Raw genomic sequence first — 25,469 nt, forward strand, 5'->3', positions numbered from 1 at the left:
CCATCGGAGAGACGACCATGATCAAGACCACTGCTTTCGCCGCCGCCGCCCTGACCGCCCTGGCCCTGTGCGCCACCCCGGCCGCCGCCGCCACCGAGGCCAACGGCCTTTCCCGGAATGGCCTGGCGATCAACGGCCTGAAGCAGAACGGGCTCAGCTTGAATGGCTTCAAGGCCAACGGCCTGGCCCTGAACGGGCTGAAGCGGAATGGCCTGGCGATCAACGGTGTGCGCGCCAACGGGGTCAGGCTGAATGGCTACCGGGCCAACGGTCTCGGCCTCAACGGCCTCTCGCTTAACGCCCGCGTTCTGCAAGGCACGTCGGTCAGCGGCACGACCGTCGAAACCACGCCCGAGGTCAAGGCCGTCCGGCTGCCGGCCGGCAAGCGCCTGACCAACCGTTGATCCAAAGCGCGCGGCGAGCCGTAGAGGAGGTCCAATGACCGCCTTTGCCAAACTCGCCGCCGCCATCGCCGCCGCCCTCGGGGTCGACAAGCCCGCCTTCGCCGACGCCCGCCGGAAGGGCGTCCGCATGCCCGGCATCGCCGCCCGCAGCGGCCGCGCCTACCGGCGCTAGGCGCCAGACGACAACCCGTCGCGACGCCGCTTCGCCCCCGGAGCGGCGTTTTCGATTTGACGCCCGGACCCCTGCCATCATCATGGGCGCCACGAGGGCCTTTGCATGAAGCAGCTTTTCATCGCCGCCGTCCTGACTCTGCTGGCCGCACCGGCCTTCGGCGCCCCGCCGCCAGACCTCAAAGTCGAGCGCACCGGCTTCGTCTACACCACGCCGGAAGGGACCTTGCGCTCGCCCGACCTGGTCGGGGCCGAGTTCGACATGGTCATGGACGGCGCCGACATCACCGTCCGCATCGACAGCGTCACCCCTTCGCAGGAACAGGCCGGCGTCCTGTTGCACGACTTCCGGCTCAAGCAGGCCGACGGCGCCTGGACGCCGCTCTGCGACAAGGACGCCTACGGCCGCACCGCCGGCTTCCCGGTCGCCGGCCGCTGGACCGACGACGGGACCTACGTCAAGGATCCGAACAGCTGGTTCCTGACCTGCACCTCCGGCTCGCAGGCCAAATGCATCCTCTGGGGCTATGATCCCTGGGGCCAGGGCCCCAGGGGCGAGCCGCTCGACCGCTTCTACCAGGCCTGCCAGCAGATGGTCCGCGCCGACTACGACGGCGAGGGCAGCGCCCATACCCGCGACGGCACCTCCATCGACATGCAGGACATTCTGGGCATCCAGAAGTGGGATTCGCTCGAGGATCCGGCCTACGCCTTCGAAGCCGGCTGGGCGCCCGACCGGGCCGCCTGCGTGGCCCGCACCCGCTGGCCCGACCTGGTCAGCGCCGAAAGCCTGTGGAAGGCCCATCCGGAGCTCGGCGGCCCCTGCGACCTGGAAACCGCCAAGGCCAGGGGCGCGCTGCTGTTCACCCGCATCAAGACCGATCCCGGCAAGCCCTACTCGGCCACCCGTGTGCTGCCGCCCGACGCGCCGTCCGAAGCGCCCGCCCCACCCTCGAAACCGAAATAATCAGGCCGTCGCGACGCGGCGCAGCCACTCCAGCTTGATGGCCGAGGCCTGGGCCAGGGGGCCGCAGTCGCGCAGCAGGTGGGCCTTCAGCTCGGGGCTGATCTGGCTCTCGTCGGCCGAGGCGTCCTTGGCCTGCAGCTCGCGGCAACGGGCGTTGTCGGTTTCCTCGTCGCCCGTTAGCTCGCCGATCCGCTCCAGGATGACCGGCACCGCCGTCGGGGTGCGGGCGACGTCCAGGGCCGGGGCCAGCAGGATGCCGTCGAACATCTCGCCGCGCGGCAGACCGACAGCGCTGAGCATGGCGTAGACCTGGGTGTCGCGGGCCTGGTCGCTGAGCACCACGAAGACCTGGCCCTGCAGCGGCATCATCCAGCCTTCGAACCGGGCGCCCGAACTGCCCAGCCAGAACTCCAGCAAGCCGTTGGCATTGCGCCGCACCAGGCCGTGGTCATGCACCAGCTTGCCCGGCACGATCAGCGACGCCCGCACGGTCCGCCAGAAGCCTTCGAACACCGATTGACGCCGGCCGGCCACGGCCCGCGCCTCGTCCAGGCCCGGCAGCGGCAGGCCCAGCATCTCCGGCAGATGGCTCTGGGGCGCGGCGGCGGCGGCCATGCCGCCCATGAAGGCCAGCAGGGCGTCGGTCGTGGCGTCCCAGTGCAGCATGGAAAAGCCCGGCCGCTTGCCGGCCACCAGCTCGGTCAGGCGGGCCAGATTGTGCTCTGAAGGGTTGACCACCCCGGTCGCCCAGCGGGCCACCACCGACTTGTCGACCCCCAGGTCCGCCGCCAGCCGGCCACGGCTGAGCGACAGCGTCTTCATGACGATCTCGAGCTTGGCGGGGAATCCGACGACGTCACCCATACTCAGAATAGGAGCATGGATGCATCGTTATGCAAAGCATCGATGCACAACGATGCACGGCCCCGCGCCTCATCGTGCATTTCAAAGACCGTTGTTCCCCCTGCCTGCATCGGGAGGGCGCCCCTATACGCCGCCCCACACAACAACACGGCCGCTCAGTCCTTAGGGAAATGGGGGCCCCGCTCGAAGGAAACGCACCATGAAGACCCTGACCCTCGCCCTCGCCGGTTTCACCGCCGCCTTCGCCGTCGCCGGCGCCGCCGCTCCGGCCCACGCCACGGACACCTGCCCGCGCTGGCGCTGCGGCTTCAACGGCATCTCGTTGAACGGCATCAGCCTGAACGGCGTCGAGGCCAACGGCCTCACCTTCAATGGCCTGAAGTGGAACGGCCTGCAGCTCAACGGCAACCGCTTCAACGGCGTCAGCCCGACCGGCGCCGCGCCCATCGCCGACGCGCCGGTTGTCACCGCCGTCCGCCTGCCGGCTGGCAAGCGCCTGACCAACCGCTAGGCGCAGGACGCAGGAGCTCCCCATGAAGACCCTGACCATCGCCGCCGCCGCGGCCCTTCTCGCCCTGGCTGGCGCCTCCAACGCCGCCGCCGCACCGTCCAGCGGCTGTTCGACCTGGAGGTGCGGATACAATGGCATCTCACTGAACGGCATCAACCTGAACGGCATGAAGCCGAACGGCTACCGCATGAACGGCGTCAACTTCAACGGCCGGACGTTCAATGGACGGCTGTTCAATGGCCGGACCCTCAACGGCGCCAGCGAAACCGGCGCCGCCGCCGGCCACACCCCAACCGTCACCGCCGTTCGCCTTCCCGCCAAGCGTTAGTCAACGGCGCGAGCAAGCGCCCCGGTCACCCCCCGATACCGACCGGGGCGTTCTGCCCGCCAGATCGCCGCAACCCCTTTAAAAATACCGATTTCAGCGTTTCGTCGTGACAGCGTCACGCAATCTCCCTAGGGCCGACTGATCACTGTTCAGGTTCGAGGGGATACGAACTATGACGCCGTCATACCGCCGCCTGCTGCTCGCCGCAGCGGGTCTTTCCGCTATCGCCTTCTCCACCGCCGTTCACGCCCAGGAGGCGGATGCGGTCGAGGAGATCGTCGTCACCGCCCAGAAACGCGAGCAACAGGCCGTCGACGTGCCGATCGCGCTCACCGCCTACAGCGGCCAGCGGCTCGAGAAACTGGGTGTCGAGGACTTCGCCGACCTGGCGCTGTTCACCCCCGGCTTCGAGGTCCAGGACCAGTCGCCCAACAACCCCGGCTTCGTGATGCGCGGCATCACCTCCGATTCCACCGACAGCTTCTCCGAAGCCCGGGTGTCGGTGTTCCAGGACGGCGTCTCGATCTCGAAGGCGCAAGGGTCCTACGTCGAACTGTTCGATCTGGAGCGGGTCGAGGTGGCCAAGGGGCCGCAGTCGACCCTCTATGGCCGCGGCGCCCTGATCGGCGCGGTCAACGTCATCCAGGCCAAGGCCGACCCGTCCGGCTTCGACGCCGCGCTGAAGGTGACCGGCGGCGACTTCGGCCTGATGCAGGTGGACGGCATGGTCAACGGCGCCTACGGCGACAGCTTCGCCATCCGCCTGGCCGGCCGCTGGCGTCAGCGCGACGGCTATGTCGAGAACCTCGGGACCGGCGACGACTTCCAGTCGGTCGACAGCGCCGCCTGGCGCCTGGCCATGGCCTACGAGCCCAATGACAGCTTCCGCGCCGACCTGCTGGTCAACTGGCAGCAGGACCGCGCCGCCGGCACCGCCTTCAAGTCGCTGAACTACAACCAGACCAACCCGATCACCGGCGCCGTGCTGGCCGGAACCGATGTCCGCGACGGGGCCGCCATCGCCGCCCCGGCCGGCTTCATCGGCGGCGACCAGTTGGGTGTCGACCGCACCGTGCAGGGCGTCACCGGCCTGATCACCTGGGACCTGAACGACAGCTTCACCCTCAGCTCGATCACGGCATACCGCGAATTCAAAAGCCGGGAGGTGTTCGACGCCGACGGCCTCAGCCTGCCCCTGCTCACCGGCCTCAACGACGCCCGGGACAAACAGTGGAGCCAGGAATTCCGGGTCAATTTCGACAACGGCGGCCGCTTCAAGGGCTTCACCGGCGTCAGCTGGTTCAGGAACGAGAGCGACCAGTTCATCCCCCTGCAGTTCGACGAGCGCGTCGGCCTGGCCGACCTGACCGGCCAGCTCAACGCCGGCGCCGCCGGTTCGGGCCTGCCGGCCAATACCCCGGCCCCGATGGCCTATTTCAACAACCCGGCCTTCACCGGCGCCCTGATCCAGGGCCTGGTCGCCCAGCTGTCGGACAACCCGAACTCCGCCGCCTTCGACCCGGCCATTGTCCTGACCACGCCCCAGGCCCAGGCCATCGCCGCCAACCTGCGCGGCGCCCACGTCGAGGCGGTCGAGACCACCAGCGACCTGGACGCCCTCGACCTGTTCGTCGACGGGACCTTCGCGGTCACCGACAAATTCGAGATCTCGGCCGGCCTGCGCTACACCAGCGACGAGAAGGATACCGGCTTCGGCTCCTTCACCGTCGGCGGCCGCAGCGTGCTCGGCGGCGCGGTCGGGGCGGCCCAGTTGGCCGGCCAGGCCAACCAGCTGATCGCCACCGGCATTCCGGCCAATGTGGCGCAGGGCAACGCCATGCTGGCCCAGGCCAACGCCATCCTCGGCGCCCTGCAGAGCCCGTTCGTGCAGGCGATCCCTGAAAGCCTGCTGCCCAACTTCGGCCTGACCTTCCAGCCGACGGCCAACAACGGCGATCGCACGGTCATGACCCACAAGGACGAGTCCTTCACCTGGCGCCTGGTCGGCCGCTATGCGGTCAGCGACGACCTCAATCTCTACGCCTCCTACGCCCGCGGCCGCCGGCCCGAGATCCTCGCCACCGGCGCCCCGACCACGCCCGGCGGCGCCCCGCGCTTCGGCGCCATCGAGGCCGAGACCGTCGACAGCTACGAGGTCGGCGCCAAGGCCGCTCTCATGGACGGCCGTCTTCGTCTGGATGGGTCGGTCTATTTCTACGACTACCAGGACTTCCAGACCGTCATCCAGGACGGGGTGGTGTTCACCATCGCCAACGCCGGCAAGGCCAAGGCTTACGGTTTCGAGGGTCAGCTCGACTGGCGCGCGGCCCCGGGCCTGAACCTCTACGCCACCTACGCCTACAGCCACGCCCGCTTCGACGGCGGGGCCTACGACGGCAACCACTTCCGCCTGTCGCCGGACCACAGCCTGTCGCTGGCCGCCAGCTGGAGCTTCGAGGCCCTCGGCGGGACCTTCGACATCCGCCCCAGCTACAGCTGGCAGTCGGAGGTCTTCTTCGACGACAACAACGACCGGTCGATCTTCCAGCAACGCCCGGGCGCCTTCGTCCCCGACAACGTCCAGGACGAGCGCCAGGACGCCTACGGCCTGGTCAACCTGCGGGCCAGCTACCAGCCGACCGGCGCGAACGTGACGTTCGAGCTGTTCGCCACCAACCTGACCGACGAGGCCTACATCATCGACGCCGGCAATACCGGCGACAGCCTCGGCCTGCCGACCTTCATCCCCGGCGCCCCGCGCATGGTGGGGGGAAGCATCGGCTGGCGGTTCTGAAGCCACCCCAACCCTGTCATCCCGGGCGCCCGCAGGGCGACCCGGGATGACAGCGAGTAGGCGGTGAAGGACGGCTTCTATCCGCCCTCCCCTGTCGCCTCTTCCTCCCTCCCGGTGATCGAGCCCTCGGTGAAGAGGTATTCCTTCAGCTGCTCATCGAACTCCGGATCGTTCCGGCGCACCCACTCCAGCGCCATGGCCGCGTGTTCGATCTCCTCACGGGCGTTGTGCAGCAGGATCTTGCGCAGTTCCTCGTCGTCGCAGTCGTCCGCGCGCTGACGATACCAGTCGACCGCCTCCAGCTCCTCGATCAGTGAAGAGATGGCGTAGTGCAGGTTCAGCGTCTTCGCCTTGAGCTTTTCGCGTGGAACGTGGAGGCCTTCGCTGGACACTGTCATCTCCTTGTTGTCCGATGGAACGACAAGAACGCGCGAAGACGCCAAAGGGGGAATGCCATGAAGATCGATCGACGCAGGCTGCTCGCCGGTTTCGGCCTCGGGGCTTCCGCCATCGCCACCGCCGCCAACGCCCACGGCGATCACGCCATGGGGACCTTCGGGCATGGGGTCGCCTCGGGCGATCCGCTGCAGGACCGGCTGATCGTCTGGACCCGACTGACGCCGCATGACGGCCACGGGCTGGAGGACATTGATGGCGAACTGCACCTCTGGGTCGACAAGCCCGAGGGCAAACCTGCGAAGGTGATCAAGGTCGCCGCCACCGCCGACCGCGACTGGACCGTGAAGGCCGATGTCACGGGCCTCAAGCCCGGAACCGAATACGCCTACCGCTTCAAGTTCGGGACCGCCCTGTCGCCGGTCGGCCGGGGCAAGACCCTGCCCGAGAAGACCGACGAGGTGGTCCTCGCCGTCGCCAGCTGCGCCCTCTACGTCTACGGCCATTTCAACGCCTACGGGGCCATCGCCCAGATGGACCGCGTCGACGCCGTCCTGCACCTGGGCGACTACATCTACGAGTATGGCGCCGACCAGTATGGGGCCGGCTCGCCGGTCTCGGCGGCCCGCAAGCTCGATCCGCCGACCGAGATCGTCACCCTTGCCGACTACCGCCGCCGCCACGCCTGCTACAAATCCGATCCGAACCTGCAGGCGGCCCACGCCCGCGCTCCCTGGATCGTCGTCTGGGACGACCATGAGACGGCGAACGACAGCTGGACCGGCGGGGCCGAGAACCATACCCCGGCCACCGAAGGCGCCTGGGCGGACCGCAAGGCCGCGGCGCTGAAGGCCTATTTCGAATGGATGCCGATCCGCGATCCGAAGGGGGCGATGTCGGACGCCATCTACCGGTCCTTCCGCTTCGGGGACGTGGCCACTCTGTTGATGACCGAGACCCGGCTGACCGCCCGCACCGAGGCGATGGACGCCGGCCGCGACCTGATGGTCGATGGCAAGCCGGATGTCGCCGGGTTCATGGCCAAGCTGAACGACCCGGCACGCCGTCTGATGGACGACCGCCAGCACATCTGGCTGCGTGACGAGCTCGACCGGTCGGTCCGGGCCGGCGAGACCTGGCAGGTGATCGGCAACCAGATCATCATGGGCAAGGTGCTGTCGCCCGACCTGCACAAGGCCATGGGCGACGAGGCCTGGGGCAAGATGCTGAAGTCGGTGCCGGAATTCGTCGCCCAGGCAGTGACCGCCTCCTCGATGCTGTCGGCGACCCCGATCCCGGTCAACCTCGACCAGTGGGACGGCTATCCGGCCGACCGCGAGCGCGTCTACGCCACCTTCAAGGCCGCCAAGGCCCGGCCCATCGTCCTGGCCGGCGACAGCCACAGCTTCTGGGCCAACGAACTGTCTGATGCGTCGGGGTCCCTGGTCGCCGCCGAGTTCGGCACGACCGGGATCACCAGCCCGGGCTTCGCCGACATGCTGCCGGGGGCGCCGTTGAACGAGGCGCTGGTGGCGCGGAACCCGGAGGTGAAGTTCGCCGACAGCGGGGTGAAGGGGTTCGTGAAACTGACGCTGACGAAGAAGAAGGCGGTGGCGGACTTCGTCACCGTCTCGACCATCTTCGCGACCGAGTATGAGGTGAAGACGCTGAAGAGCTTCACCGTCACACCGGACGGGACCGGTGTGAGCCGGATCAGCTAGGCGTCAATTCCTCCTCCGGGACGAAGTCACGGGGGAGGGGGACCGCCGGCCCGACTCAGGGCCGGGGGTGGAGGGGGCAGCGCCGGCGGTTGAAGTTGCCCATGAACGCAGCTGTCAAAGCCGCGCCAGAACGCGTTTTTCCGGAAGGGCCGGCGCTGCCCCTCCACCACCGCCTTCGGCGGCGGTCCCCCTCCCCCGCCGCTATGCGTCGGAGGAGGAATTTTCGATGAGCTTTCCGTCGATGACGACGCGGTAGAAGCAGGACCGGAACCCGACGTGGCAGGCGCCGCCGTCGCCTTGCGGCCGGACCTTGAGCAGGACCGCGTCCTGGTCGCAGTCGAGGCGGATCTCGACGATGGTCTGCACCTGTCCGCTGGTTTCACCCTTCTTCCACAGGGCGTTGCGGGAACGGCTGAAGTAGTGGGCCTCGCCGGTGTCGAGGGAGAGCTGCAACGCTTGCGCGTTCATCCAGGCCAGCATCAGCACCTCGCCGGTGTCGGCGTGCTGGGCGATGGCCGCGATCAGGCCGTTCGCGTCGAAACGCGGCGCGATGGTCGCGCCGCGCTCGAGGCTCACCGTATCAGGGGCGGTGGGAAACACCTGTCCCCTCCTTGCAAGTCTTAGCGCTTGGCCATCGAGACGAATTCGAGGAACCGGTCGCGCAGGCTGTTGTCGGTCTTGAAGACACCGCGGAACTGGGTGGTGATCGTCGAGACATTGCGGTGGTGCACGCCGCGCGTGGTCATGCACTGGTGCTCGGCGTCGATCAGGATGGCCACGCCGGCCGGCTTCAGGCTGTCGCAGATGGCGTCGGCGATCTGCTGGGTCATCGTCTCCTGCGTCTGCAGGCGCTTGGCGAAGATCTCGACCACGCGGGCCAGCTTCGAGATGCCCACGACCCGGTTGGTCGGCATGTAGGCGACGTAGGCCTTGCCGAGGAAGGGGGCCATGTGGTGCTCGCAGTGGCTCTCGACCTCGATGTCCTTGAGGAAGACGATGTCGTCGTAGCCCTGCACATCCTCGAAGATGCGGCTCAGCTCCTTGCCGGGATCGGCGGTGTAGCCCTCGAACCATTCGCCGTAGGCGTCGACCACCCGCTTGGGGGTGTCGATCACGCCTTCGCGGCGCGGGTCGTCGCCGGCCCAGGCAATCAGGGTGCGGACAGCTTCCATCGCCTCTTCGCGGCTCGGACGCTTCACGGGTTCAAGATCAAGGCCGGACGTGGCCAGGGTTCGCTCGGTCATAGCGTCCATGTTCGGAGGGTGTCCCTTGAGGCTGAGTTGCGCCGGAACGACGATCGCTCCGGAAAGACGCGTGCCACCTCAATCACGTTCCCGCAGGCCGTGGCCTACTCGGGCAGCCACAGCTATATGGGACGGCCCCGCAGGCGGGCAAGCCGCTACGTCGCGTAAACGACCCTAGAAATACTGAACAAGAGACCATGACCCTCAAGCTGTACGACACCATGGCCCGCAAGAAGCGGCCCTTCGCCCCCGCCAACGACAAGCGGGTGACGATGTATGTCTGCGGCCCCACGGTCTACGGCTATGCCCATATCGGCAACGCCCGGCCGGTCGTGGTCTTCGACGTGCTGTTCCGTCTGCTGCGCCATCTCTATGGCGACGACCACGTGGTCTATGCGCGCAACGTCACGGACGTGGACGACAAGATCAATCAGAAGGCCGCCGACGAGGGCGTCGACATCTCGGTCATCACCGAGCGCTATTTCGCCGCCTATCTGGAGGACATGGATGCGCTCGGCGCCATGCGGCCGACCCATCAGCCCAAGGCCACCGACTACATCCAGCAGATGGTCGACGCCATCGCCGACCTGATCGCCAAGGGCGGCGCCTACGAGGCCGAGGGCCATGTGCTGTTCGACACGCAAGGCTCCAAGGACTACGGCCAGCTGTCGGGCCGCAGTCTCGACGACATGATCGCCGGAGCCCGGGTCGAGGTCGCCCCTTACAAGCGCCACCCGGCCGACTTCGTGCTGTGGAAGCCGTCCAAGCCGCATGAACCGCGCTGGCCCTCGCCTTGGGGCGATGGTCGTCCCGGCTGGCACAGCGAATGCTCGACGATGATCGAACAGGTCCTTGGCCTGCCCATCGACATCCACGGCGGCGGCATCGACCTGGTCTTCCCGCACCATGAGAACGAGCTGGCCCAGGCGACCTGCGCCCACCAGGGGGGTGAGTTCGCCCGCTTCTGGATGCACAACGGCTTCCTCGACATGGCCGGGGTGAAGATGTCCAAGAGCCTGGGCAACGTCATCATCCCGCATGAGCTGTTGCAGAACGTGCCGGGCGAACTGGTCCGCTGGGCGCTGCTCAGCGCCCAGTACCGCCAGCCGCTCGACTGGACCGAGAGCCTGCTGGATCAGAGCCGCAAGGCCCTGGACCGTCTGTACGGCGCCCTGCAGGACGCCGCCCGCGAAGTCGGCTCGGCCAAGGCCGGCGCCGAGGTCGGGGAGAAGGCGCAGGACGTGCTCTACGCCCTGCTCGACGACCTCAATACGCCCAAGGCGCTCTCCGCCCTGTTCGCGCTCAGCGACGACCTGCGCACGGCCATCGCCGAGGGCGACAAGGCCGCCATCGCCGGGGCCCGCGACGATCTGGTCACCGCCGGCGCCCTGCTGGGCTTCCTGCAGAAGGCGCCTGGCGAGTGGTTCCAAGGCGCAGCCGCCGACGGCCTGAAGGACCAGGTCGAGGCTCTGCTGGAGCAGCGAAAGGAGGCCCGGGCGTCCAAGGACTGGCCGACCGCCGACCGCATCCGCGGCGAGCTGGACGTCCTGGGCGTTGTGGTGATGGATGGGCCCCAGGGGGCCACCTGGCGCTTGAAGGCCGCCGGGGAGTAGGAGGCCGAGGCATGAAGATCGAACACCGCATCGGCATCCAGGCCAACACCGACTCCATCTGGGAGGTGCTCTACGACCTCGAACACTGGGGCGACTGGTGTCCGATGTACCCGCGGGCTGCCGGGACCATCCGCATCGGCGAGGTGCTGGACATCGACGAGCATGTCCCAGGCCTCAAGGTCCACAACATCCGCCCTGTCGTCCTCGACTGGACGCCCTACGACCACATCCACTGGCGCACGAAGATGATGCGCGGCTGGGTCGTCGGCACCCGCTTCTTCGAGATCGAGGAGCTGACCCCGGGCAGCTGCATCTTCTCCAACGGCGAGCTCTATACCGGCCTGCTGGTCGGCTTCGCCGTGCCGCGCGCCATCCGCTTCAAGATCCGCGAAGCCTACCAGCAGTTCGGCGAGGCCCTGAAGGCCGAGGCCGAAAAGCGTTGGCATGCGGGCGGCGACCTCCCAAATAAGCCGAGATGATCGACGACCTCTACAGCGCCCGTATCCTCGCCCTGGCCGCCAACATGCCGCGCGCCGGGCGCCTGGACGCGCCGCAAGGGTCGGCGGAACGGATCGCCAAGCTGTGCGGCAGCCGCATTGTCGCCGATGTAGTGCTCGATGCCGAAGGTCGCGTCATCGATTTTGCCCAGGACGTTCAGGCCTGCGCGCTGGGCCAGGCGGCCGCCGCCGTGCTTGGCGAGAACATCATCGGGGCCGGCAGTGACGAAATTGAAACGGCCCGCGATGCATTCCGTGCTATGTTGAAGGAAGGCGGAGCCCCGCCTGAAGGACGTTTCAAGGACCTGGCCGTGTTGATGCCCGTGAAGGACTATCCCGCCCGTCACGCCTCGAGCCTCTTGGCTTTCGAGGCGGCGCTGGCTGCCGTCCAACAGGCGAAAGCGCGAACTAGCGGCGCCGACGCGGCTTGATCCCTCGCGAGTGCGGGGATAAGCGCCGGGCTTCGTTCACCCAATTCAATGCGTCGGCATGACCCTCTATGAACGCAGCGTCCGGCTGGCGCACCGCGCCTACAAGGTCACGCTGTCCCCGTGGACGGGGCGCCAGTGCCGCTTTCTTCCGACCTGTTCGGACTACGGCCGCGACGCCCTGATCCAGCACGGACCGATCCGTGGCGGTTACCTGACCGTCCGGCGGCTGTGCAGATGCCATCCCTGGGGAGGCTCGGGCTACGACCCCGTCCCTCCGCCGAAAAGAAAATGCGAAGTGTCATGATCGACCTGAAATTTCCCGACGGCAGCGTCCGTCAGTATCCCGAAGGCAGCAGCGGCCGCGACGTCGCCGCGGCCATCTCCAAGAGCCTCGAGAAGCGCACCCTGCTGGTCCGCCTCGACGGCAAGCTGATCGACTTCGACCGCCCGCTGTGGAGCGGCGCGGTCGAGTTCGTCGACCGCAGCGACCCCGACGCCCTCGACACCATCCGCCACGACACGGCCCACGTCCTGGCCGAGGCCGTGCAGGAGCTGTTCCCCGGCACGCAGGTGACCATCGGTCCCAACGTCGAGGACGGCTTCTATTACGACTTCGCCCGCAACGAGCCCTTCTCGACGGACGACTTCGCGGCCATCGAGAAGAAGATGCGCGAGATCGTCGACCGCGACGAAAAGATCGTCCGCGAGGAGTGGGACCGCGACGAGGCCATCGCCCACTTCGACAGCATCGGCGAACAGTACAAGGCGCAGATCATCCGCGACCTGCCGACGACCGAGCCGATCAGCGTCTATCGCCAGGGCCAATGGAAGGACCTCTGCCGGGGCCCGCACCTGCCGTCGACGAAGCATGTCGGCAAGGCCTTCAAGCTGACCAAGCTGGCCGGCGCCTACTGGCGCGGCGACCAGAACAACGCCCAGCTGCAGCGCATCTACGGCACGGCCTGGGCCTCGGAAGAGGACCTCGCCGCCTACCTGAAACGCGTCGAGGAGGCCGAGAAGCGCGACCACCGCAAGATCGGCAAGATCATGGACCTCTTCCACATCCAGGAAGAGGGCAAGGGCATGGTCTTCTGGCACCCCAAGGGCTGGACGATGTACCGCGCCCTGGAGGCCTACATGCGCCGCATGACGGAGGCGGGCGGCTACGTCGAGGTCAAGACGCCCCAGATTCTCGACCGCTCCCTGTGGGAGAAGTCGGGCCACTGGGAGAAGTTCGGCCACGCCATGTTTGTCTGTGAGACGGACGAGGGCGAGAGCCTGGCCGTCAAGCCGATGAACTGCCCCGGCCACGTGCAGATCTTCAACGTCGGCCAGAAGTCCTACCGCGAGCTGCCTCTGCGCATGGCCGAGTTCGGCGCCTGCCACCGGTTCGAGCCCTCGGGCGGCCTGCACGGCATCATGCGGGTGCGGGCCTTCACCCAGGACGACGGCCACATCTTCTGCCGCGACGACCAGATCGAGGACGAGACGACGACGTTCGTGAAGCTCCTCTACCAGGTCTACGAAGACCTCGGCGTCGAACTGCACAGCGTCAAGCTCGCCCTGCGCCCGGACCTGCGGGCCGGCACGGACGAGGTCTGGGACATCGCCGAGAGCAAGCTTGAACGCGCCGCCATCGCCGCCGGCATGACGGTGGAGATGCTGCCGGGCGAGGGCGCCTTCTATGGCCCCAAGCTCGAGTTCCACCTGAAGGACGCCATCGGCCGCACCTGGCAATGCGGCACGCTGCAGCTCGACTTCGTGCTGCCCGACCGGCTCGACGCCGAATACGTCGGCGAGGACGGCCAGAAGCACCGGCCGGTCATGCTCCACCGCGCCATCCTCGGCACCTTCGAGCGTTTCCTCGGCATCCTGATCGAGAACTACGGCGGGGCCTTCCCTCTGTGGCTGTCGCCGGTCCAGGCCGTGGTGGCGACGATCACCTCGGACGCCGACGAGTTCGCCCAGGAAACGGCGGCGAAGTTCAAGGCCGCAGGCCTGCGGGTCGAGACCGATCTTCGCAACGAGAAGGTCGGCTACAAGATCCGCGAGCACAGCCTGGCCAAGGTCCCGGTCATCGCCGTCGTCGGCCGCAACGAGGCCGAAGCGGGTCAGGTCGCCATCCGCCGCCTGGGGTCGCAGGACCAGACCATCGTCACGGTCGAGGAAGCCATCGCCCTGCTGACGGCGGAAGCGACTCCGCCTGACCTGAAGCGTTGAGGTTCGTGCGCCCGACCAAAAGGTCGGGCGCACGACATACCGCAAATGGGGATAGTAACCCCGCCGGGCCGTTGGCAAGGCTGGCGACACAGCTGTGTCCCCGGAGTGAGTAGATGTCGCGCCAGATTTTCGCCGCCAACGATGGCGTCAACGGTGTCGAGCTCTGGATCACCGATGGCACGGAAGCCGGCACGGTCCTGCTGGCCGACATCAATCCCGGTGCGGCCAGTAGTTCGCCGGCCAACTTCACCCTGGTCGGCGGACGCATCGTCTTCACGGCCACCTCGGCGGCGGGCGGTCTGGAGCTCTGGGTCACCGACGGCACGGCGGCCGGCACGCTGCAATTGCGCGATATCGGCCCGGGAGCCGCCGGCGGCAGTGTCGCCAACCTCACGCTGGCCGGCGACAAGTTGTTCTTCACCGCCAACGACGGAACCACGGGAAGCGAACTCTATGTGACCGACGGAACGGTCGCCGGGACCGCGATGGTTGCCGACATCCGCCCCGGTCTCACGGCCTCAAGCATCAGCAACATCCAGGCGCTCGGTGACAAGCTCATCTTCAGCGCCTCCGACGGGGTCAGCGGGTCTGAATACTGGGTGTCGGACGGCACCTCCGCGGGAACCTTCCAGTTGCTGGACATGCGGCCGGGCGCCGCCGCCTCCGCCCACACCGGCTACCGCCTGGTTGGGGACAAGCTCTACATCATCGCCAACGACGGAACCTCCGGCCAGGAGCTGTGGGTCACCGACGGCGCCACCCTGACCCAGCTGGCCGACATCTTCCCGGGATCGGGGAGCAGCGCTGTCGCCTTCAGAGGCGAGGTCGGCGGGCTCACCCTGTTCACAGCCAACGATGGCAGTGGCTATTCCCGGCTGTGGTCGACCGACGGCACGGTCGCGGGCACGCAGGCGCTGGACGCCTCGGCGGGATCGGCCGCTGCCTACTACCAGCAGTTCACCGCTTTCGCCGGCAAGATGGTCTACCTCTTCCAGGAGCCGGGCACCTCCGCCACCGAGCCCTGGATCACCGACGGTACGGCGGCTGGTACGGTCAGGCTGAAGGACATCTATCCCGGCGCGATGAGTTCGCAGGCCCAGCAGTTCGCCGTCATCGGCGACCGGCTTTATTTCACGGCCACGGACGGCGTCGCCGGCTTCGAGATGTGGGTCACCGACGGCACGGAGGCGGGAACCCAGCGGCTGACCGACATCGAGCCCGGCGCCGGCAACGCCTTTCCCAGCGGCTATGTCGGCTTTGGGAACCTGGTCCTGTTCTCCGCCCAGACCACGGCCGGCGGGCGGGAACTCTGGTCCCTCGACAAGACCACGGGCGTCGCCGCCCTGGTCAAGGAGATCGCCCCCGGCGATGCCAACGCCTCGCCCTCCATCATCGGCGAGGTCGGCGGCCGTGTGATCTTCACGGCCAATGATGGCGTCAACGGCGGCGAGCTGTGGTCCACCGATGGGACCACCGCCGGAACCATGATGCTGTCCGACGCCTCGGCGGCGAACGGCGTTTCGGTGTCCAGCAAGTTCGTTCTCGGCGACCGGCTGGTGATGGTCCTCGACAGCGACCGCCATGGCCTGGAACTGTGGAGCACCGACGGCACGGCCGCCGGCACCCGCCTGTTGCTCGACGCCCAGACCGGCATCAGCGACGGCGTCTACACCAACTTCCTGGTCGACGGCGGCCGGCTCTATTTCACCGTCACGACCCTGAACGCCGGGACGGAGCGCTGGTCCACTGACGGGACGGCGGCGGGCACGGCCCTGGTGCGCGACATCAACGCCACCGAGACCATCAACGCCACCGTCACCCTGCAGGCGTTCGGCGAGGTCGCGGGAGGCTATGTCTTCAAGTCCTCGACCCCGGCGACGGGTCTGGAACTCTGGTTCACCGACGGTACGGACGCCCCCGCCATCCGGCTGGCGGAGATCGAGCCGGGGTCCCTCAGCGCCAACTTCGTGGGCGACCCCGTCGCGGCCGGCGGCAAGCTGTTCTTCCTCGCCGAGAACGAACTCACGGGCGTCGAGGTCTGGGTTACCGACGGGACGGAAGCCGGAACCCGGATGGTCGCCGACGTCTCTCCGGGGACCGGCGATGGCGTGATCAATGGCAGCCTGACAGCAATCGGCGACAAGGTCTTCTTCCAGGGCTACACGGGCGGCGACTACCGGCCCTGGATCTCCGACGGCACGGCCGCGGGCACCTTCAGCCTCGGCGACCTCATTCCCAGCCAGGCCGAGGCCACGGTCTATATCGAGCGGGTGGTCTCGTTCGGCGACCGCATCGTCTTCACCACCTGGGACAATTACAACGCCGCCATGCAGCTGTGGACGACCGACGGCACGGTCGCGGGCACGGCGCAGCAGGCGATGATCACCGACCGCAGTCTCGCGATCATGGACGGCAAGGTCTACTTCGCCGGCATCGGCGCCGGGACCGGCTCGGAACTCTGGGTCACCGACGGCACGACGGCCGGCACGGCCCTGGTCAAGGACATCTGGTCCGGCGCCTCCAGCGGTTCGCCCGGCGACCTGGCCGTGGTCGGCGACCGGATCTTCTTCTCGGCCGCGTCGAGTTCCACGTCCGGCTTCGATCTGTGGATGTCGGACGGGACCGCCGCCGGCACCGTGCTGGTCCGCGACATCGCCTCGGGCTCGGCCAGTTCCAGCCCCGAGGGCTTCGACTCCCAGACCGGGGCCTACATCGGCCTGCCGAACGGCAAGGCCATCTTCTCGGCGACGACCGCCGCCAACGGTCGCGAACTCTACGTCACCGACGGGACCTCGGCTGGCACTCTGCGGCTCAGCGACATCGTCAGCGGCGGAAGCAGCGGGTTCTCCGGTCTTCGCGACTACGAGTACAAGCTGATAGGCAGCAAGCTGTTCTTCATTGGCTCCACAACCGCCGGAGGGGCAGAGCCCTGGGTGACCGACGGCACGGCGGCCGGCACGCTGCAGCTCAAGGACATCTACACGGGGGTCAACCCCAGCAGCGTCTCCTCCTGGACCGCCGTGAACGGCAAGGCGCTGTTCCTGGCCAGCAATGTGGCCTCCGGCACGGAGCTGTGGGTCAGCGACGGCACGGCGGCCGGCACCACCGTCCTCAAGGAGATCGGCACGGGCTCGACCAGCGCCTTTGTTTCCGGCCTGACCGTGCTGGGCAATCGGGCCGTGTTCTCCGCCCGCAGCACCGCCGAGGGGCAGGAGCTTTGGGTCACTGACGGCACGACCGCCGGCACCCTGGTGATCGACCTCAACGTCGGCGCGGGTGGCTCGACCCCATCCTCTTTTGTCGTCTTCAACGGCCTGATCTACTTCGCCGCCAGCGCCTCGACGACGGGCAGCGAAATCTGGAAAACCGACGGCACGGTCGCCGGAACCAGCGTCGCCTTCGAGTTGAACGCCGGAACCAGCGGGTCGGCGATCAGCTCGCTGATCGTCGCCGACGGCCGGCTGATGTTCACCGCCTACACCGCCGCCTTCGGCCAGGAGGTCTGGGTCAGCGACGGGACCCTGGCCGGAACCCACCGGATCACCGAGACCAGCACTCCGAACGGTTCGGCCCCGACCAGTCCGATCATCCTGCCCGATCCGGCCACGCCGGTCGGCACGCCCAGCAACGACAGCCTGACCGGCACGGCGGCCCCCGAGACCATCTCCGGCCTGGCCGGCAACGACGTCATCTACGGCATGGGCGGCGACGACACCCTCGACGGCGGCGACCTCTCCGACCAGCTGTTCGGCGGCCAGGGCCTCGACAGCCTGACCGGCGGCCAGGGCGGCGACCTCCTCTACGGCGAGGCCGGCGACGACCAGCTCGACGGCGGCGACGGCGCCGACAAGCTGTTCGGCGGGACGGGCACGGACCTGCTGACCGGCGCGGCCGGCAACGACCGGATGGCGGGTGAAGACGATATCGACACCCTGAACGGCGGGGCCGGCAACGACTACCTCGACGGCGGGACCGGGGCCGACATCATGACCGGCGGGGCCGACAACGACGTCTACATTGTCGACAACGCAAACGACCAGACGATCGAATTGTCGGGCGAAGGCTTCGACATCGTCCGCACTGACCTGACCTGGGCCCTGGCCGACAACATAGAGGGCCTGGAACTGCAGGGCTCCGCCGACCTCGACGGAAACGGCAACGGCGCCGCCAATAACCTGCAGGGCAACGCCGGGGCCAACAGCCTGAGCGGCGGAGCGGGGGTCGATACGATCAACGGCAATGACGGAGACGACATCGTCGTCGGAGGGGAAGGCAATGACCTGCTGCGCGGCGGCATGGGCGCCGACACCTTCCGGGTGGCGCATGTCTTCGGGCCGGTGCTGGAGACTGACCAGATCTACGACTTCTCGACCGCCGAGGACGACATCATCGACCTGTCTGGCGCCTTTGCCGGGACGATCAGCAAGGTGGACGCCTTCACCAAACAGGCCGGCCAGATGACCCTGACTTTCGCCAGCGGGATCACGACCCTGCGTCTCGACACCACAGGCGACGGCAAGGTCGACTACCAGTTGAAGATCAACGGCGACGTCACCGGCGACTGGAGCGGCTGGCTGCTTTAGGGCGCCGCTTCGTCGCACCGAGTCTTCACGACCGCTTAACGCCATCGGCCCAGAATCGGCAGCCTGTAACCCGGTTCGGATCTTCCCCCCTTGCGCAGTCTCATTGCCGCCGTCGAGCGTATCGAGCCCCTGACCGTCTATGGTCGGGTGGCGGCTGTGAACGGGCTGCTGATCGAGGCGCGGGGCGGGCTTTCCCACCTCGCCGTCGGGGCCCGGGCCGAGATCGTCCGCCGCGCGGCCGAGCCGCTGGCCGCCGAGGTCGTCGGCTTCCGTGACAGCCGCGCCCTGCTCATGCCGTTCGGGCCCGTCGAAGGCGTCGCCCCCGGCGCCGAGATCCGCATCCAGCCCGACGGCGCCAGCGTCCGCCCCAGCAAGGCCTGGCTCGGCCGCATCGTCGACGCCTTTGGCGAGCCCATCGACGGCAAGGGCCCCCTGCCTCAGGGCGAGGCCAGCTACCCGCTGCGCGCCAGCCCGCCGGCCGCCCATGCCCGTGGCCGGGTCGGTGAGCGGTTGGACCTCGGCGTCCGGGCCATGAATGTCTTCACCACCACCTGCCGGGGCCAGCGGCTGGGCATCTTCGCCGGCTCGGGCGTCGGCAAGTCGGTCCTGCTCTCCATGCTGGCCCGCCAGGCCGACTGCGACGCGGTCGTCGTCGGGCTGATCGGCGAACGGGGCCGGGAGGTCCGCGAATTCATCGAGGAGACCCTCGGCGAGGAAGGCCTCAAGCGCGCCGTGGTCATCGTCGCCACCTCCGACGAGCCGGCCCTGAAACGCCGCCAGGCCGCCTACATGACCCTGGCCGTGGCCGAGGCCCTGCGCGACCAGGACATGGAAGTCCTCTGCCTGATGGACAGCGTCACCCGCTTCGCCATGGCCCAGCGCGAGATCGGCCTGGCCGCCGGCGAGCCGCCGACCACCAAGGGCTACACCCCCACCGTCTTCACCGAACTGCCCAAGCTGCTGGAGCGGGCCGGACCAGGCCCTGTGCGGCCGGACGGCACCACGGCGGGACCGATCACCGGACTGTTCACCGTGCTGGTCGACGGCGACGACCACAATGAGCCGATCGCCGACGCCGTGCGCGGGATCCTCGACGGCCACATCGTCATGGAGCGGGCCATCGCCGAGCGCGGCCGCTTCCCGGCCATCAATGTGCTGAAGTCGATCAGCCGGACCATGCCGGCCTGCCAGAACATGGACGAACGCGACGTGGTCAAGGGCGCCCGCCAGGTCATGGCCGCCTGGGCCAACATGGAAGAACTGATCCGCATCGGCGCCTATCGGGCCGGGGCCGACCCGGTTGTCGACCGCGCCATCGCGCTGAATCCGGCTATCGAGGCCTTCCTCGGCCAGGACGCCCATGAGGCGACCTCGCTGGAAGACAGCTTCGCGCAGCTCGACCAGATCCTGCTTGGGGGTGAGTACGCATGAAGGCCGTCGGCTCCCTGATCCGCCTGTCGACCTTCGAGGTCGAGGAACTGCAGAAACGGCTGGCCGTCATCGTCGATGGCCGCACCCAGTGCGAGCTCAAGATGGCGGTCCTCGAGGCCGAGGCCGAGATGGAGCTGGCCAACGCCCGCGCCGACGCCGAGGCCGGCTGGTACATGGTCGGCTTCCGCGAGGGTGTGAAGGTCCGTCGCAAGGCCATCCAGGACCAGATCGACAGCTTCATCGCCCAGGAAGAAGGGGCGAGGGACGCCCTGAACGAAGCCTTCGAAGGCCTCAAGAAGTACGAACAGGTGGCCGAGAACGCCGCCAACGCCGCCCGCCGCGAGATGGCCAAGCGCGAAACCGCCGCCCTCGACGAACTGGGCCTGCGCCGGGTGGCGGCGCGGTGACTTCGGTCACCCGGCGCGCCGTCGTCGGCTCCGCCCTGGCCCTCGCCGCCTGCGGCCCCAGGGCCAACGGCCAGCCGGTCGGTGGACCGGTGGCGCCGCTCAAATCCCTGGCCGACTTTCCGATCGGCACGGCCGTCCAGGCCCACTTCCTGCAGAACCCGACCATCGCCGGCCTGGTCACCGAGCACTTCTCCCAGCTCACCGCCGAGTGGGAGATGAAGATGGAGTACACCGTCCTAGACGACGGCGGGTTCCGCTTCGACCGGCCGGACGCCATCGCCGCCTTTGCCCGGGCGCGCGGCATCCGCCTCTTCGGCCACACCCTGATCTGGTACGCCCAGGAACCGGCCGCCTTCGTGAACCTGGACGAGAACCGGACCAGCTTCGCCCGCGCCTACGACAACTACATCACCGCATTCGTCGGCCGATACCGGGGGCAGGCCAGCGGCTGGGACGTGATCAACGAGCCGATCCTCGATGACGGGTCCGGCCTGCGGACGCACCTGTGGAGCCGGCGCCTCGGCGAGATCGACCACATGGTCCGCGCCTTCCATGTCGCCCGGGCGGCCGACCCGGACGCGGTGCTGCTGATCAACGACTACAATCTCGAGAGCAACCCGGCCAAGCTCGACCAGTACCAGCGCCTGATCGACCGCCTGCTCAAGGCCGGCGCCCCGATCAGCGGCATCGGTTGCCAGACCCACTGCAACGCCGACCTGCCGGCCGGCGCCCTGACCCGCACGATCAACGCCCTGGCCCGCTTCGGCCTCAAGGTCCACGTCTCGGAAATGGACGTGTCGATCACCCGCGCCGGCGGTTGGTTCGTCTCCAGAGAGGAAAAGGAGGCCGCCCAGGCCCGCCTCTACGCCGAGGCGATGACCGCCTTCGCCGCCCTGCCGGCGGCCCAGCAGTTCGCCTTCACCATATGGGGCGTGCGCGACGGTGACAGCTGGCTCAACGGCGAGAACAAGTCCGACACCCCCCTGCTGTTCGACGCGGCGGGTCGGCCGAAGGCGGCGCTGCGGGCGATCGAGGCGGCCCTGAGAGGCTAGAGTTCCATTCCGGCGGCCACCTCGGCGAGGATGGTGTCCAGAGACTCCTCCGTCGCCGTGTCCGACTCGGCGAACAGGCTGACCACGCCGGTCGCCAGAACCAGTCCGACGTAGCTGAAGGTCCCGCCCATCCGCAGCCTGCCGTGGTAGGCGACCATCCGGCCCCAGTCCTGGGTGACGATGACCGGCTCGACGATTTCGAACAGCCAGCCATGGCTCCGGGCGGCGCTCATGTGGGTCTCGATGCGGTGGTCGGCCAGCTTGTGGGCGATGTCGTCCAGCTCGCCCTCGCCGTTCAGCATCGGTTCGGTGTTGATCGTCAGACTTGTGTCGCGCAGAGGCGACTCGAAGACGTAGCGGTCGGTGACATCGCTGATCACCTTAACCCAGCCATCGTCGAGGGTGAGGGTGAACTCCGGCGTTTCGAACGTGGTCATGGACCGGCTCTAGCCGGCGAAGGGCCGCTGCGGCGGGTTGGCCGTGTTCACCGGTGTCCCGACTTCCCGCTCGGCCGCGATGCGCAGGCCCTTCAGATCGTCGGCGATGCGGAACACCGCCACGTAGAACTCGCAGAAGGAGCGCCACAGCAGGACGAGGGCGAAGCAGATCAGGATGCCGGCCACGGCCAGCGGAATGGCCAGCAGCTTGCCGACGATTTCCTGTTCCTTCAGCGCCACGCCGATGGCCGCGCCGATGGACCCGAAGGCGCCCAGGACGATGACACCGAGGCCCGCCCAGTAGATCAGATGAATCACCGGCCCGGTCAGCAGGCGCTCGAAGGTCAGCAGATCGCGGAGCACTTCGCTGGTTTCGCCGGACTTCCGGCTGGATTTCGTAGGCATCCCCGACCTCTTGGGTTGCGGTCTTGATACGCCGACCGCCTGTTGCCGCATCGCTATCAGCGCGCGAGCAACCAAGCAATGGTTCCGCGTGTTACGGGTCGTCGCGTTGACTTCGGGGGGGTCGCTGCTTAAGTCTCCCGCGCGCTTGAAATGCGGTTTTTCTGGCGTGTTCCCGGGCGATTGCGCGCCCACGCCAGTCACATCTACTACGGACTCCATCACCTACATGGCCAGCTTTCTGAAGTCGCTCTTCGGCTCCGCCAACGACCGCCAGGTCAAGGCCTTCACCGCCCAGGTCGCCAAGATCAACGCCCTCGAGCCGGCCATGGCCGCCCTCAGCGACGCCGAGCTGCGCGCCAAGACCGCCGAGTTCAAGGAACGCCTCGCCAAGGGCGAGACCCTCGACGCGCTGTTGGTCGAGGCCTTCGCGGTGGTCCGCGAGGCTTCCAAGCGGGTGCTGGGCCAGCGGCACTACGACGTGCAGATGGTCGGCGGCATGATCCTGCACAAAGGCGGCATCGCCGAGATGCGGACCGGCGAAGGCAAGACCCTGGTCGGCACCCTGCCCACCTATCTCAATGCGCTTGAGGGCAAGGGCGTCCACGTCATTACGGTCAACGACTACCTGGCCAGCCGTGACGCCGAATGGATGGGCCGCGTCTATCAGTTCCTGGGCCTGACCGTCGGCGTCATCGTCAATGGCCTGAGCCAGAACCAGCGCCAGCAATCCTACCGCAGCGACATCACCTACGGCACCAACAACGAGTTCGGCTTCGACTACCTGCGCGACAACCTGGTCTACGACGTCCAGGAGATGGTCCAGCGCGGCCACAACTTCGTCATCGTCGATGAAGTGGACTCGATCCTGATCGACGAAGCCCGCACCCCGCTGATCATCTCCGGTCCGACCGAGGACCGCAGCGAGCTCTACAAGATCGTCGACCTGATCGTGAAAGAGCTGATCCTCGACAAGACCAACTACGAGTACGACGAAAAACAGCGCCAGGTGCTGCTGACCGAGACCGGTCAGGAAAACGTCGAGAACATGCTGATCGCCGGCAACCACCTGGGCGAGGACACGGCCGGCCTCTACGACGCGGCCAACGTCTCCATCGTTCACCATGTGAACCAGGCGCTGCGCGCCAACATCATCTACCAGCGCGACAAGGACTACATCGTCAAGGCCGGCGAGGTGATCCTGATCGACGAGTTCACCGGCCGCATGATGACCGGCCGCCGGCTTTCGGAAGGCCTGCACCAGGCCATCGAGGCCAAGGAAGGCGCCGACATCCAGCCCGAGAACCAGACCCTGGCCTCGGTGACCATCCAGAACTACTTCCGCCTCTACAAGAAGCTGTCGGGCATGACCGGCACGGCCGCGACCGAGGCCCAGGAATTCGGCGACATCTACAAGATGGACGTCCTCGAGGTTCCGACCAACCGCCCGATCGCCCGGATCGACGAGGACGACGAGGTCTATCGGACCGCCGCCGAGAAGAACGTCGCCATCATCGCCCAGATCGAGGACTGCTACCGCCGCGGCCAGCCGATCCTGGTCGGCACCGTGTCGATCGAGAAGTCCGAGCAGCTCTCGGAACTGCTGAGCGAGCACAGGTTCGAAATGGACGGCAAGACCGTCAAGGGCATCCCGCACAGCGTGCTGAACGCCCGCTACCACGACCAGGAAGCCCTGATCGTCGCCGACGCCGGCGTCCCGGGCGCGGTGACCATCGCCACCAACATGGCCGGCCGCGGCACCGATATCCAGCTGGGCGGCAACGTCGAAATGCACATGGCCAAGTGGCGCCAGGAGCAGATGGGCCTGGGCATCGAGCCCGACCCGACGGCCGAGGCCGAGGAAAAGGCGATCTTCGAACAGCAGATCGCCGACGCCAAGGCCCACGCCCTGCGCGAGGGCGGCCTCTACGTCCTGGGCACGGAGCGCCACGAAAGCCGCCGGATCGACAACCAGCTGCGCGGCCGGACCGGCCGCCAGGGGGACCCCGGCCGTTCCAAGTTCTTCCTCTGCTGTGAAGACGACCTGCTGCGCATCTTCGCCGGCGACCGTCTGGACGCCATCATGCGCTCCTTCGGCGTGCAGGAAGGCGAGGCCATCACCCACAAGTGGCTGAACAGCGCCATCGCCACCGCCCAGAAGCGCGTCGAGCAGCGCAACTACGAGATCCGCAAGAACCTTCTGAAGTACGACGACGTCGTCAACGACCAGCGCAAGGCCGTGTTCGAGCAGCGCCAGGAGTTCATGGAAGCCGAGGACCTGTCCGAGTTCATCACCGAGATGCGCAAGGACACCATCGAGGACATGGTCAACCGGCACCTGCCGCCCAAGGCCTATGCCGAGCAGTGGGACGTCGCGGGCCTGACCGAGCGCGTCGAGGCCATCCTCGGCCTGCAGCTGCCGATCGCCGAATGGGCCGCCGAGGAAGGCATCGCCAACGAGGAGATCGAGGAGCGGATCAACGCCGCCGCCGACGCCCGCGCCGCCGAGCGCGAGACCATTCTGTCGCCTGAGCAGATGCGCTCGGTCGAGAAGAACTTCCTGCTGCAGATGATCGATCTGCAGTGGCGCGAGCACCTGATGCACCTCGACCACCTGCGCAACGTCATCGGCCTGCGCGGCTATGGCCAGCGCGACCCGCTGAACGAGTACAAGACCGAGGCCTTCAGCCTGTTCGAGACCCTGCTGGGCAACCTGCGGACCAACACCACCCGCTGGCTGATGACCGTGGAATTCCAGTACGCCGACCCCGAGCCCGACCCGCTCGCCGGGCTGCAGGAAATCCACATGGACCCGCATACCGGCGAGAACGAACGCGCCCTGAGCATGGCCGCCACCGGCGACCTGGACGCCCAGCAGCGGTCGGCCCTGCCGGTCTCGGCCCTGCCGGCCGGTTGGGAACGCACCAGCCGCAACGCCTCCTGCCCCTGCGGCTCGGGCAAGAAGTTCAAGCACTGCCACGGCTCGCTGGTCTGAG

Annotated in this window: 23 protein-coding genes; 17 read left to right on the forward strand and 6 right to left on the reverse strand. The window is 67.7% G+C overall.

The window, feature by feature from the left end; genetic code table 11:
* Positions 1-17 precede the first annotated feature (17 nt).
* The 3 genes from AC2YG9_RS09030 (at position 18) to AC2YG9_RS09040 (ending at position 1,542) form a co-directional block, all read left to right on the forward strand.
* On the forward strand, positions 18-404 hold the full coding sequence (locus tag AC2YG9_RS09030) for a hypothetical protein (RefSeq protein ID WP_487297628.1): 387 nt from the start codon (positions 18-20) through the stop codon (positions 402-404).
* 34 nt (positions 405-438) lie between these two features.
* A complete protein-coding gene (locus tag AC2YG9_RS09035) occupies positions 439-576 on the forward strand; it encodes a hypothetical protein (protein ID WP_487297629.1) in 138 nt (45 codons plus the stop codon).
* A 105-nt stretch (positions 577-681) separates the two neighbouring features.
* On the forward strand, positions 682-1,542 hold the full coding sequence (locus tag AC2YG9_RS09040) for an ADYC domain-containing protein (protein WP_487297630.1): 861 nt from the start codon (positions 682-684) through the stop codon (positions 1,540-1,542).
* Here AC2YG9_RS09040 and AC2YG9_RS09045 read toward each other — a convergent pair whose 3' ends face one another.
* Positions 1,543-2,406, reverse strand: coding sequence for a helix-turn-helix domain-containing protein (locus AC2YG9_RS09045; RefSeq protein WP_487297631.1), 864 nt, complete (start codon positions 2,404-2,406; stop codon positions 1,543-1,545). It lies immediately after the preceding gene.
* A gap of 199 nt (positions 2,407-2,605) precedes the next feature.
* Between AC2YG9_RS09045 and AC2YG9_RS09050 the strand changes: the two genes are divergently transcribed.
* The 3 genes from AC2YG9_RS09050 (at position 2,606) to AC2YG9_RS09060 (ending at position 6,039) form a co-directional block, all read left to right on the forward strand.
* Complete coding sequence (locus tag AC2YG9_RS09050; RefSeq protein ID WP_487297632.1) at positions 2,606-2,917, forward strand: hypothetical protein; 312 nt, start codon at positions 2,606-2,608, stop codon at positions 2,915-2,917.
* A gap of 22 nt (positions 2,918-2,939) precedes the next feature.
* Positions 2,940-3,245: a hypothetical protein gene (locus AC2YG9_RS09055; RefSeq protein ID WP_487297633.1), complete on the forward strand. Its 306-nt coding sequence runs from the start codon at positions 2,940-2,942 to the stop codon at positions 3,243-3,245.
* A 172-nt stretch (positions 3,246-3,417) separates the two neighbouring features.
* Entirely contained in the window at positions 3,418-6,039 is a 2,622-nt protein-coding gene (locus AC2YG9_RS09060) for a TonB-dependent receptor (protein WP_487297634.1), read from the forward strand.
* A 77-nt stretch (positions 6,040-6,116) separates the two neighbouring features.
* Here AC2YG9_RS09060 and AC2YG9_RS09065 read toward each other — a convergent pair whose 3' ends face one another.
* A complete protein-coding gene (locus AC2YG9_RS09065; RefSeq protein ID WP_487297635.1) occupies positions 6,117-6,437 on the reverse strand; it encodes a ferritin family protein in 321 nt (106 codons plus the stop codon).
* A 57-nt stretch (positions 6,438-6,494) separates the two neighbouring features.
* On the opposite strand from AC2YG9_RS09065, the gene AC2YG9_RS09070 reads away from it, so the two are divergent.
* Positions 6,495-8,156 carry an alkaline phosphatase D family protein gene (locus AC2YG9_RS09070; protein WP_487297636.1) on the forward strand — a complete coding sequence of 554 codons (1,662 nt, stop codon included), beginning with the start codon at positions 6,495-6,497 and terminating at the stop codon, positions 8,154-8,156.
* A 201-nt stretch (positions 8,157-8,357) separates the two neighbouring features.
* On the opposite strand, the gene hisI is transcribed toward AC2YG9_RS09070, so the two are convergent.
* The gene (gene hisI / locus AC2YG9_RS09075) at positions 8,358-8,756 is read right to left on the reverse strand and encodes a phosphoribosyl-AMP cyclohydrolase (RefSeq protein ID WP_487297637.1); all 399 of its coding nucleotides are present in this window, start codon (positions 8,754-8,756) and stop codon (positions 8,358-8,360) included.
* 20 nt (positions 8,757-8,776) lie between these two features.
* Positions 8,777-9,409 carry a GTP cyclohydrolase I FolE gene (gene folE / locus AC2YG9_RS09080; RefSeq protein ID WP_487297638.1) on the reverse strand — a complete coding sequence of 211 codons (633 nt, stop codon included), beginning with the start codon at positions 9,407-9,409 and terminating at the stop codon, positions 8,777-8,779.
* 188 nt (positions 9,410-9,597) lie between these two features.
* Here folE and cysS point away from each other — a divergent pair, with 188 nt between their 5' ends.
* The 9 genes from cysS (at position 9,598) to AC2YG9_RS09125 (ending at position 21,634) form a co-directional block, all read left to right on the forward strand.
* The gene (cysS, locus tag AC2YG9_RS09085; protein ID WP_487297639.1) at positions 9,598-11,013 is read left to right on the forward strand and encodes a cysteine--tRNA ligase; all 1,416 of its coding nucleotides are present in this window, start codon (positions 9,598-9,600) and stop codon (positions 11,011-11,013) included.
* A gap of 11 nt (positions 11,014-11,024) precedes the next feature.
* Positions 11,025-11,492, forward strand: coding sequence for an SRPBCC family protein (locus AC2YG9_RS09090; protein ID WP_487297640.1), 468 nt, complete (start codon positions 11,025-11,027; stop codon positions 11,490-11,492).
* The gene (locus AC2YG9_RS09095) at positions 11,489-11,941 is read left to right on the forward strand and encodes an iron-sulfur cluster assembly scaffold protein (protein WP_487297641.1); all 453 of its coding nucleotides are present in this window, start codon (positions 11,489-11,491) and stop codon (positions 11,939-11,941) included. The genes AC2YG9_RS09090 and AC2YG9_RS09095 overlap by 4 nt, the downstream gene beginning before the upstream one ends.
* Positions 11,942-11,999: 58 nt before the next feature.
* On the forward strand, positions 12,000-12,245 hold the full coding sequence (gene yidD / locus AC2YG9_RS09100; RefSeq protein ID WP_487297642.1) for a membrane protein insertion efficiency factor YidD: 246 nt from the start codon (positions 12,000-12,002) through the stop codon (positions 12,243-12,245).
* Complete coding sequence (thrS, locus tag AC2YG9_RS09105; protein WP_487297643.1) at positions 12,242-14,161, forward strand: threonine--tRNA ligase; 1,920 nt, start codon at positions 12,242-12,244, stop codon at positions 14,159-14,161. Before yidD ends, thrS begins: the two co-directional genes overlap by 4 nt.
* A 113-nt stretch (positions 14,162-14,274) precedes the next feature.
* Complete coding sequence (locus AC2YG9_RS09110) at positions 14,275-18,744, forward strand: ELWxxDGT repeat protein (RefSeq protein WP_487297644.1); 4,470 nt, start codon at positions 14,275-14,277, stop codon at positions 18,742-18,744.
* Positions 18,745-18,834: 90 nt separating this feature from the next.
* On the forward strand, positions 18,835-20,175 hold the full coding sequence (gene fliI / locus AC2YG9_RS09115) for a flagellar protein export ATPase FliI (RefSeq protein ID WP_487297645.1): 1,341 nt from the start codon (positions 18,835-18,837) through the stop codon (positions 20,173-20,175).
* Positions 20,172-20,582: a flagellar export protein FliJ gene (locus tag AC2YG9_RS09120; RefSeq protein ID WP_487297646.1), complete on the forward strand. Its 411-nt coding sequence runs from the start codon at positions 20,172-20,174 to the stop codon at positions 20,580-20,582. Before fliI ends, AC2YG9_RS09120 begins: the two co-directional genes overlap by 4 nt.
* The gene (locus tag AC2YG9_RS09125) at positions 20,579-21,634 is read left to right on the forward strand and encodes an endo-1,4-beta-xylanase (RefSeq protein ID WP_487297647.1); all 1,056 of its coding nucleotides are present in this window, start codon (positions 20,579-20,581) and stop codon (positions 21,632-21,634) included. The genes AC2YG9_RS09120 and AC2YG9_RS09125 overlap by 4 nt, the downstream gene beginning before the upstream one ends.
* Here AC2YG9_RS09125 and AC2YG9_RS09130 read toward each other — a convergent pair.
* Positions 21,631-22,071 (reverse strand): hypothetical protein, encoded by a 441-nt coding sequence (locus AC2YG9_RS09130; RefSeq protein ID WP_487297648.1) that lies wholly within the window; start codon positions 22,069-22,071, stop codon positions 21,631-21,633. The two genes, AC2YG9_RS09125 and AC2YG9_RS09130, sit on opposite strands and share 4 nt — an antisense overlap.
* Positions 22,072-22,080: 9 nt before the next feature.
* A complete protein-coding gene (locus AC2YG9_RS09135; protein WP_487297649.1) occupies positions 22,081-22,476 on the reverse strand; it encodes a DUF4282 domain-containing protein in 396 nt (131 codons plus the stop codon).
* Between the two features lie 226 nt (positions 22,477-22,702).
* Here AC2YG9_RS09135 and secA point away from each other — a divergent pair, with 226 nt between their 5' ends.
* Positions 22,703-25,468, forward strand: coding sequence for a preprotein translocase subunit SecA (gene secA / locus AC2YG9_RS09140; RefSeq protein WP_487297650.1), 2,766 nt, complete (start codon positions 22,703-22,705; stop codon positions 25,466-25,468).
* The last annotated feature ends 1 nt before the right edge of the window (position 25,469 follow it).

This window comes from Caulobacter sp. SRI_014, assembly GCF_057586315.1.

Excerpts from the sequence above, each read along its gene's own strand:
- AC2YG9_RS09030 (WP_487297628.1), top strand. The coding sequence starts at position 18 with ATGATCAAGACCACTGCTTTCGCCGCCGCCGCCCTGACCGCCCTGGCC.
- AC2YG9_RS09035 (WP_487297629.1), top strand. The coding sequence starts at position 439 with ATGACCGCCTTTGCCAAACTCGCCGCCGCCATCGCCGCCGCCCTCGGG.
- AC2YG9_RS09040 (WP_487297630.1), top strand. The coding sequence starts at position 682 with ATGAAGCAGCTTTTCATCGCCGCCGTCCTGACTCTGCTGGCCGCACCG.
- AC2YG9_RS09045 (WP_487297631.1), bottom strand. The coding sequence starts at position 2,406 with ATGGGTGACGTCGTCGGATTCCCCGCCAAGCTCGAGATCGTCATGAAG.
- AC2YG9_RS09050 (WP_487297632.1), top strand. The coding sequence starts at position 2,606 with ATGAAGACCCTGACCCTCGCCCTCGCCGGTTTCACCGCCGCCTTCGCC.
- AC2YG9_RS09055 (WP_487297633.1), top strand. The coding sequence starts at position 2,940 with ATGAAGACCCTGACCATCGCCGCCGCCGCGGCCCTTCTCGCCCTGGCT.
- AC2YG9_RS09060 (WP_487297634.1), top strand. The coding sequence starts at position 3,418 with ATGACGCCGTCATACCGCCGCCTGCTGCTCGCCGCAGCGGGTCTTTCC.
- AC2YG9_RS09065 (WP_487297635.1), bottom strand. The coding sequence starts at position 6,437 with ATGACAGTGTCCAGCGAAGGCCTCCACGTTCCACGCGAAAAGCTCAAG.
- AC2YG9_RS09070 (WP_487297636.1), top strand. The coding sequence starts at position 6,495 with ATGAAGATCGATCGACGCAGGCTGCTCGCCGGTTTCGGCCTCGGGGCT.
- folE (WP_487297638.1), bottom strand. The coding sequence starts at position 9,409 with ATGGACGCTATGACCGAGCGAACCCTGGCCACGTCCGGCCTTGATCTT.
- cysS (WP_487297639.1), top strand. The coding sequence starts at position 9,598 with ATGACCCTCAAGCTGTACGACACCATGGCCCGCAAGAAGCGGCCCTTC.
- AC2YG9_RS09090 (WP_487297640.1), top strand. The coding sequence starts at position 11,025 with ATGAAGATCGAACACCGCATCGGCATCCAGGCCAACACCGACTCCATC.
- AC2YG9_RS09095 (WP_487297641.1), top strand. The coding sequence starts at position 11,489 with ATGATCGACGACCTCTACAGCGCCCGTATCCTCGCCCTGGCCGCCAAC.
- yidD (WP_487297642.1), top strand. The coding sequence starts at position 12,000 with ATGACCCTCTATGAACGCAGCGTCCGGCTGGCGCACCGCGCCTACAAG.
- thrS (WP_487297643.1), top strand. The coding sequence starts at position 12,242 with ATGATCGACCTGAAATTTCCCGACGGCAGCGTCCGTCAGTATCCCGAA.
- AC2YG9_RS09110 (WP_487297644.1), top strand. The coding sequence starts at position 14,275 with ATGTCGCGCCAGATTTTCGCCGCCAACGATGGCGTCAACGGTGTCGAG.
- AC2YG9_RS09120 (WP_487297646.1), top strand. The coding sequence starts at position 20,172 with ATGAAGGCCGTCGGCTCCCTGATCCGCCTGTCGACCTTCGAGGTCGAG.
- AC2YG9_RS09130 (WP_487297648.1), bottom strand. The coding sequence starts at position 22,071 with ATGACCACGTTCGAAACGCCGGAGTTCACCCTCACCCTCGACGATGGC.
- AC2YG9_RS09135 (WP_487297649.1), bottom strand. The coding sequence starts at position 22,476 with ATGCCTACGAAATCCAGCCGGAAGTCCGGCGAAACCAGCGAAGTGCTC.
- secA (WP_487297650.1), top strand. The coding sequence starts at position 22,703 with ATGGCCAGCTTTCTGAAGTCGCTCTTCGGCTCCGCCAACGACCGCCAG.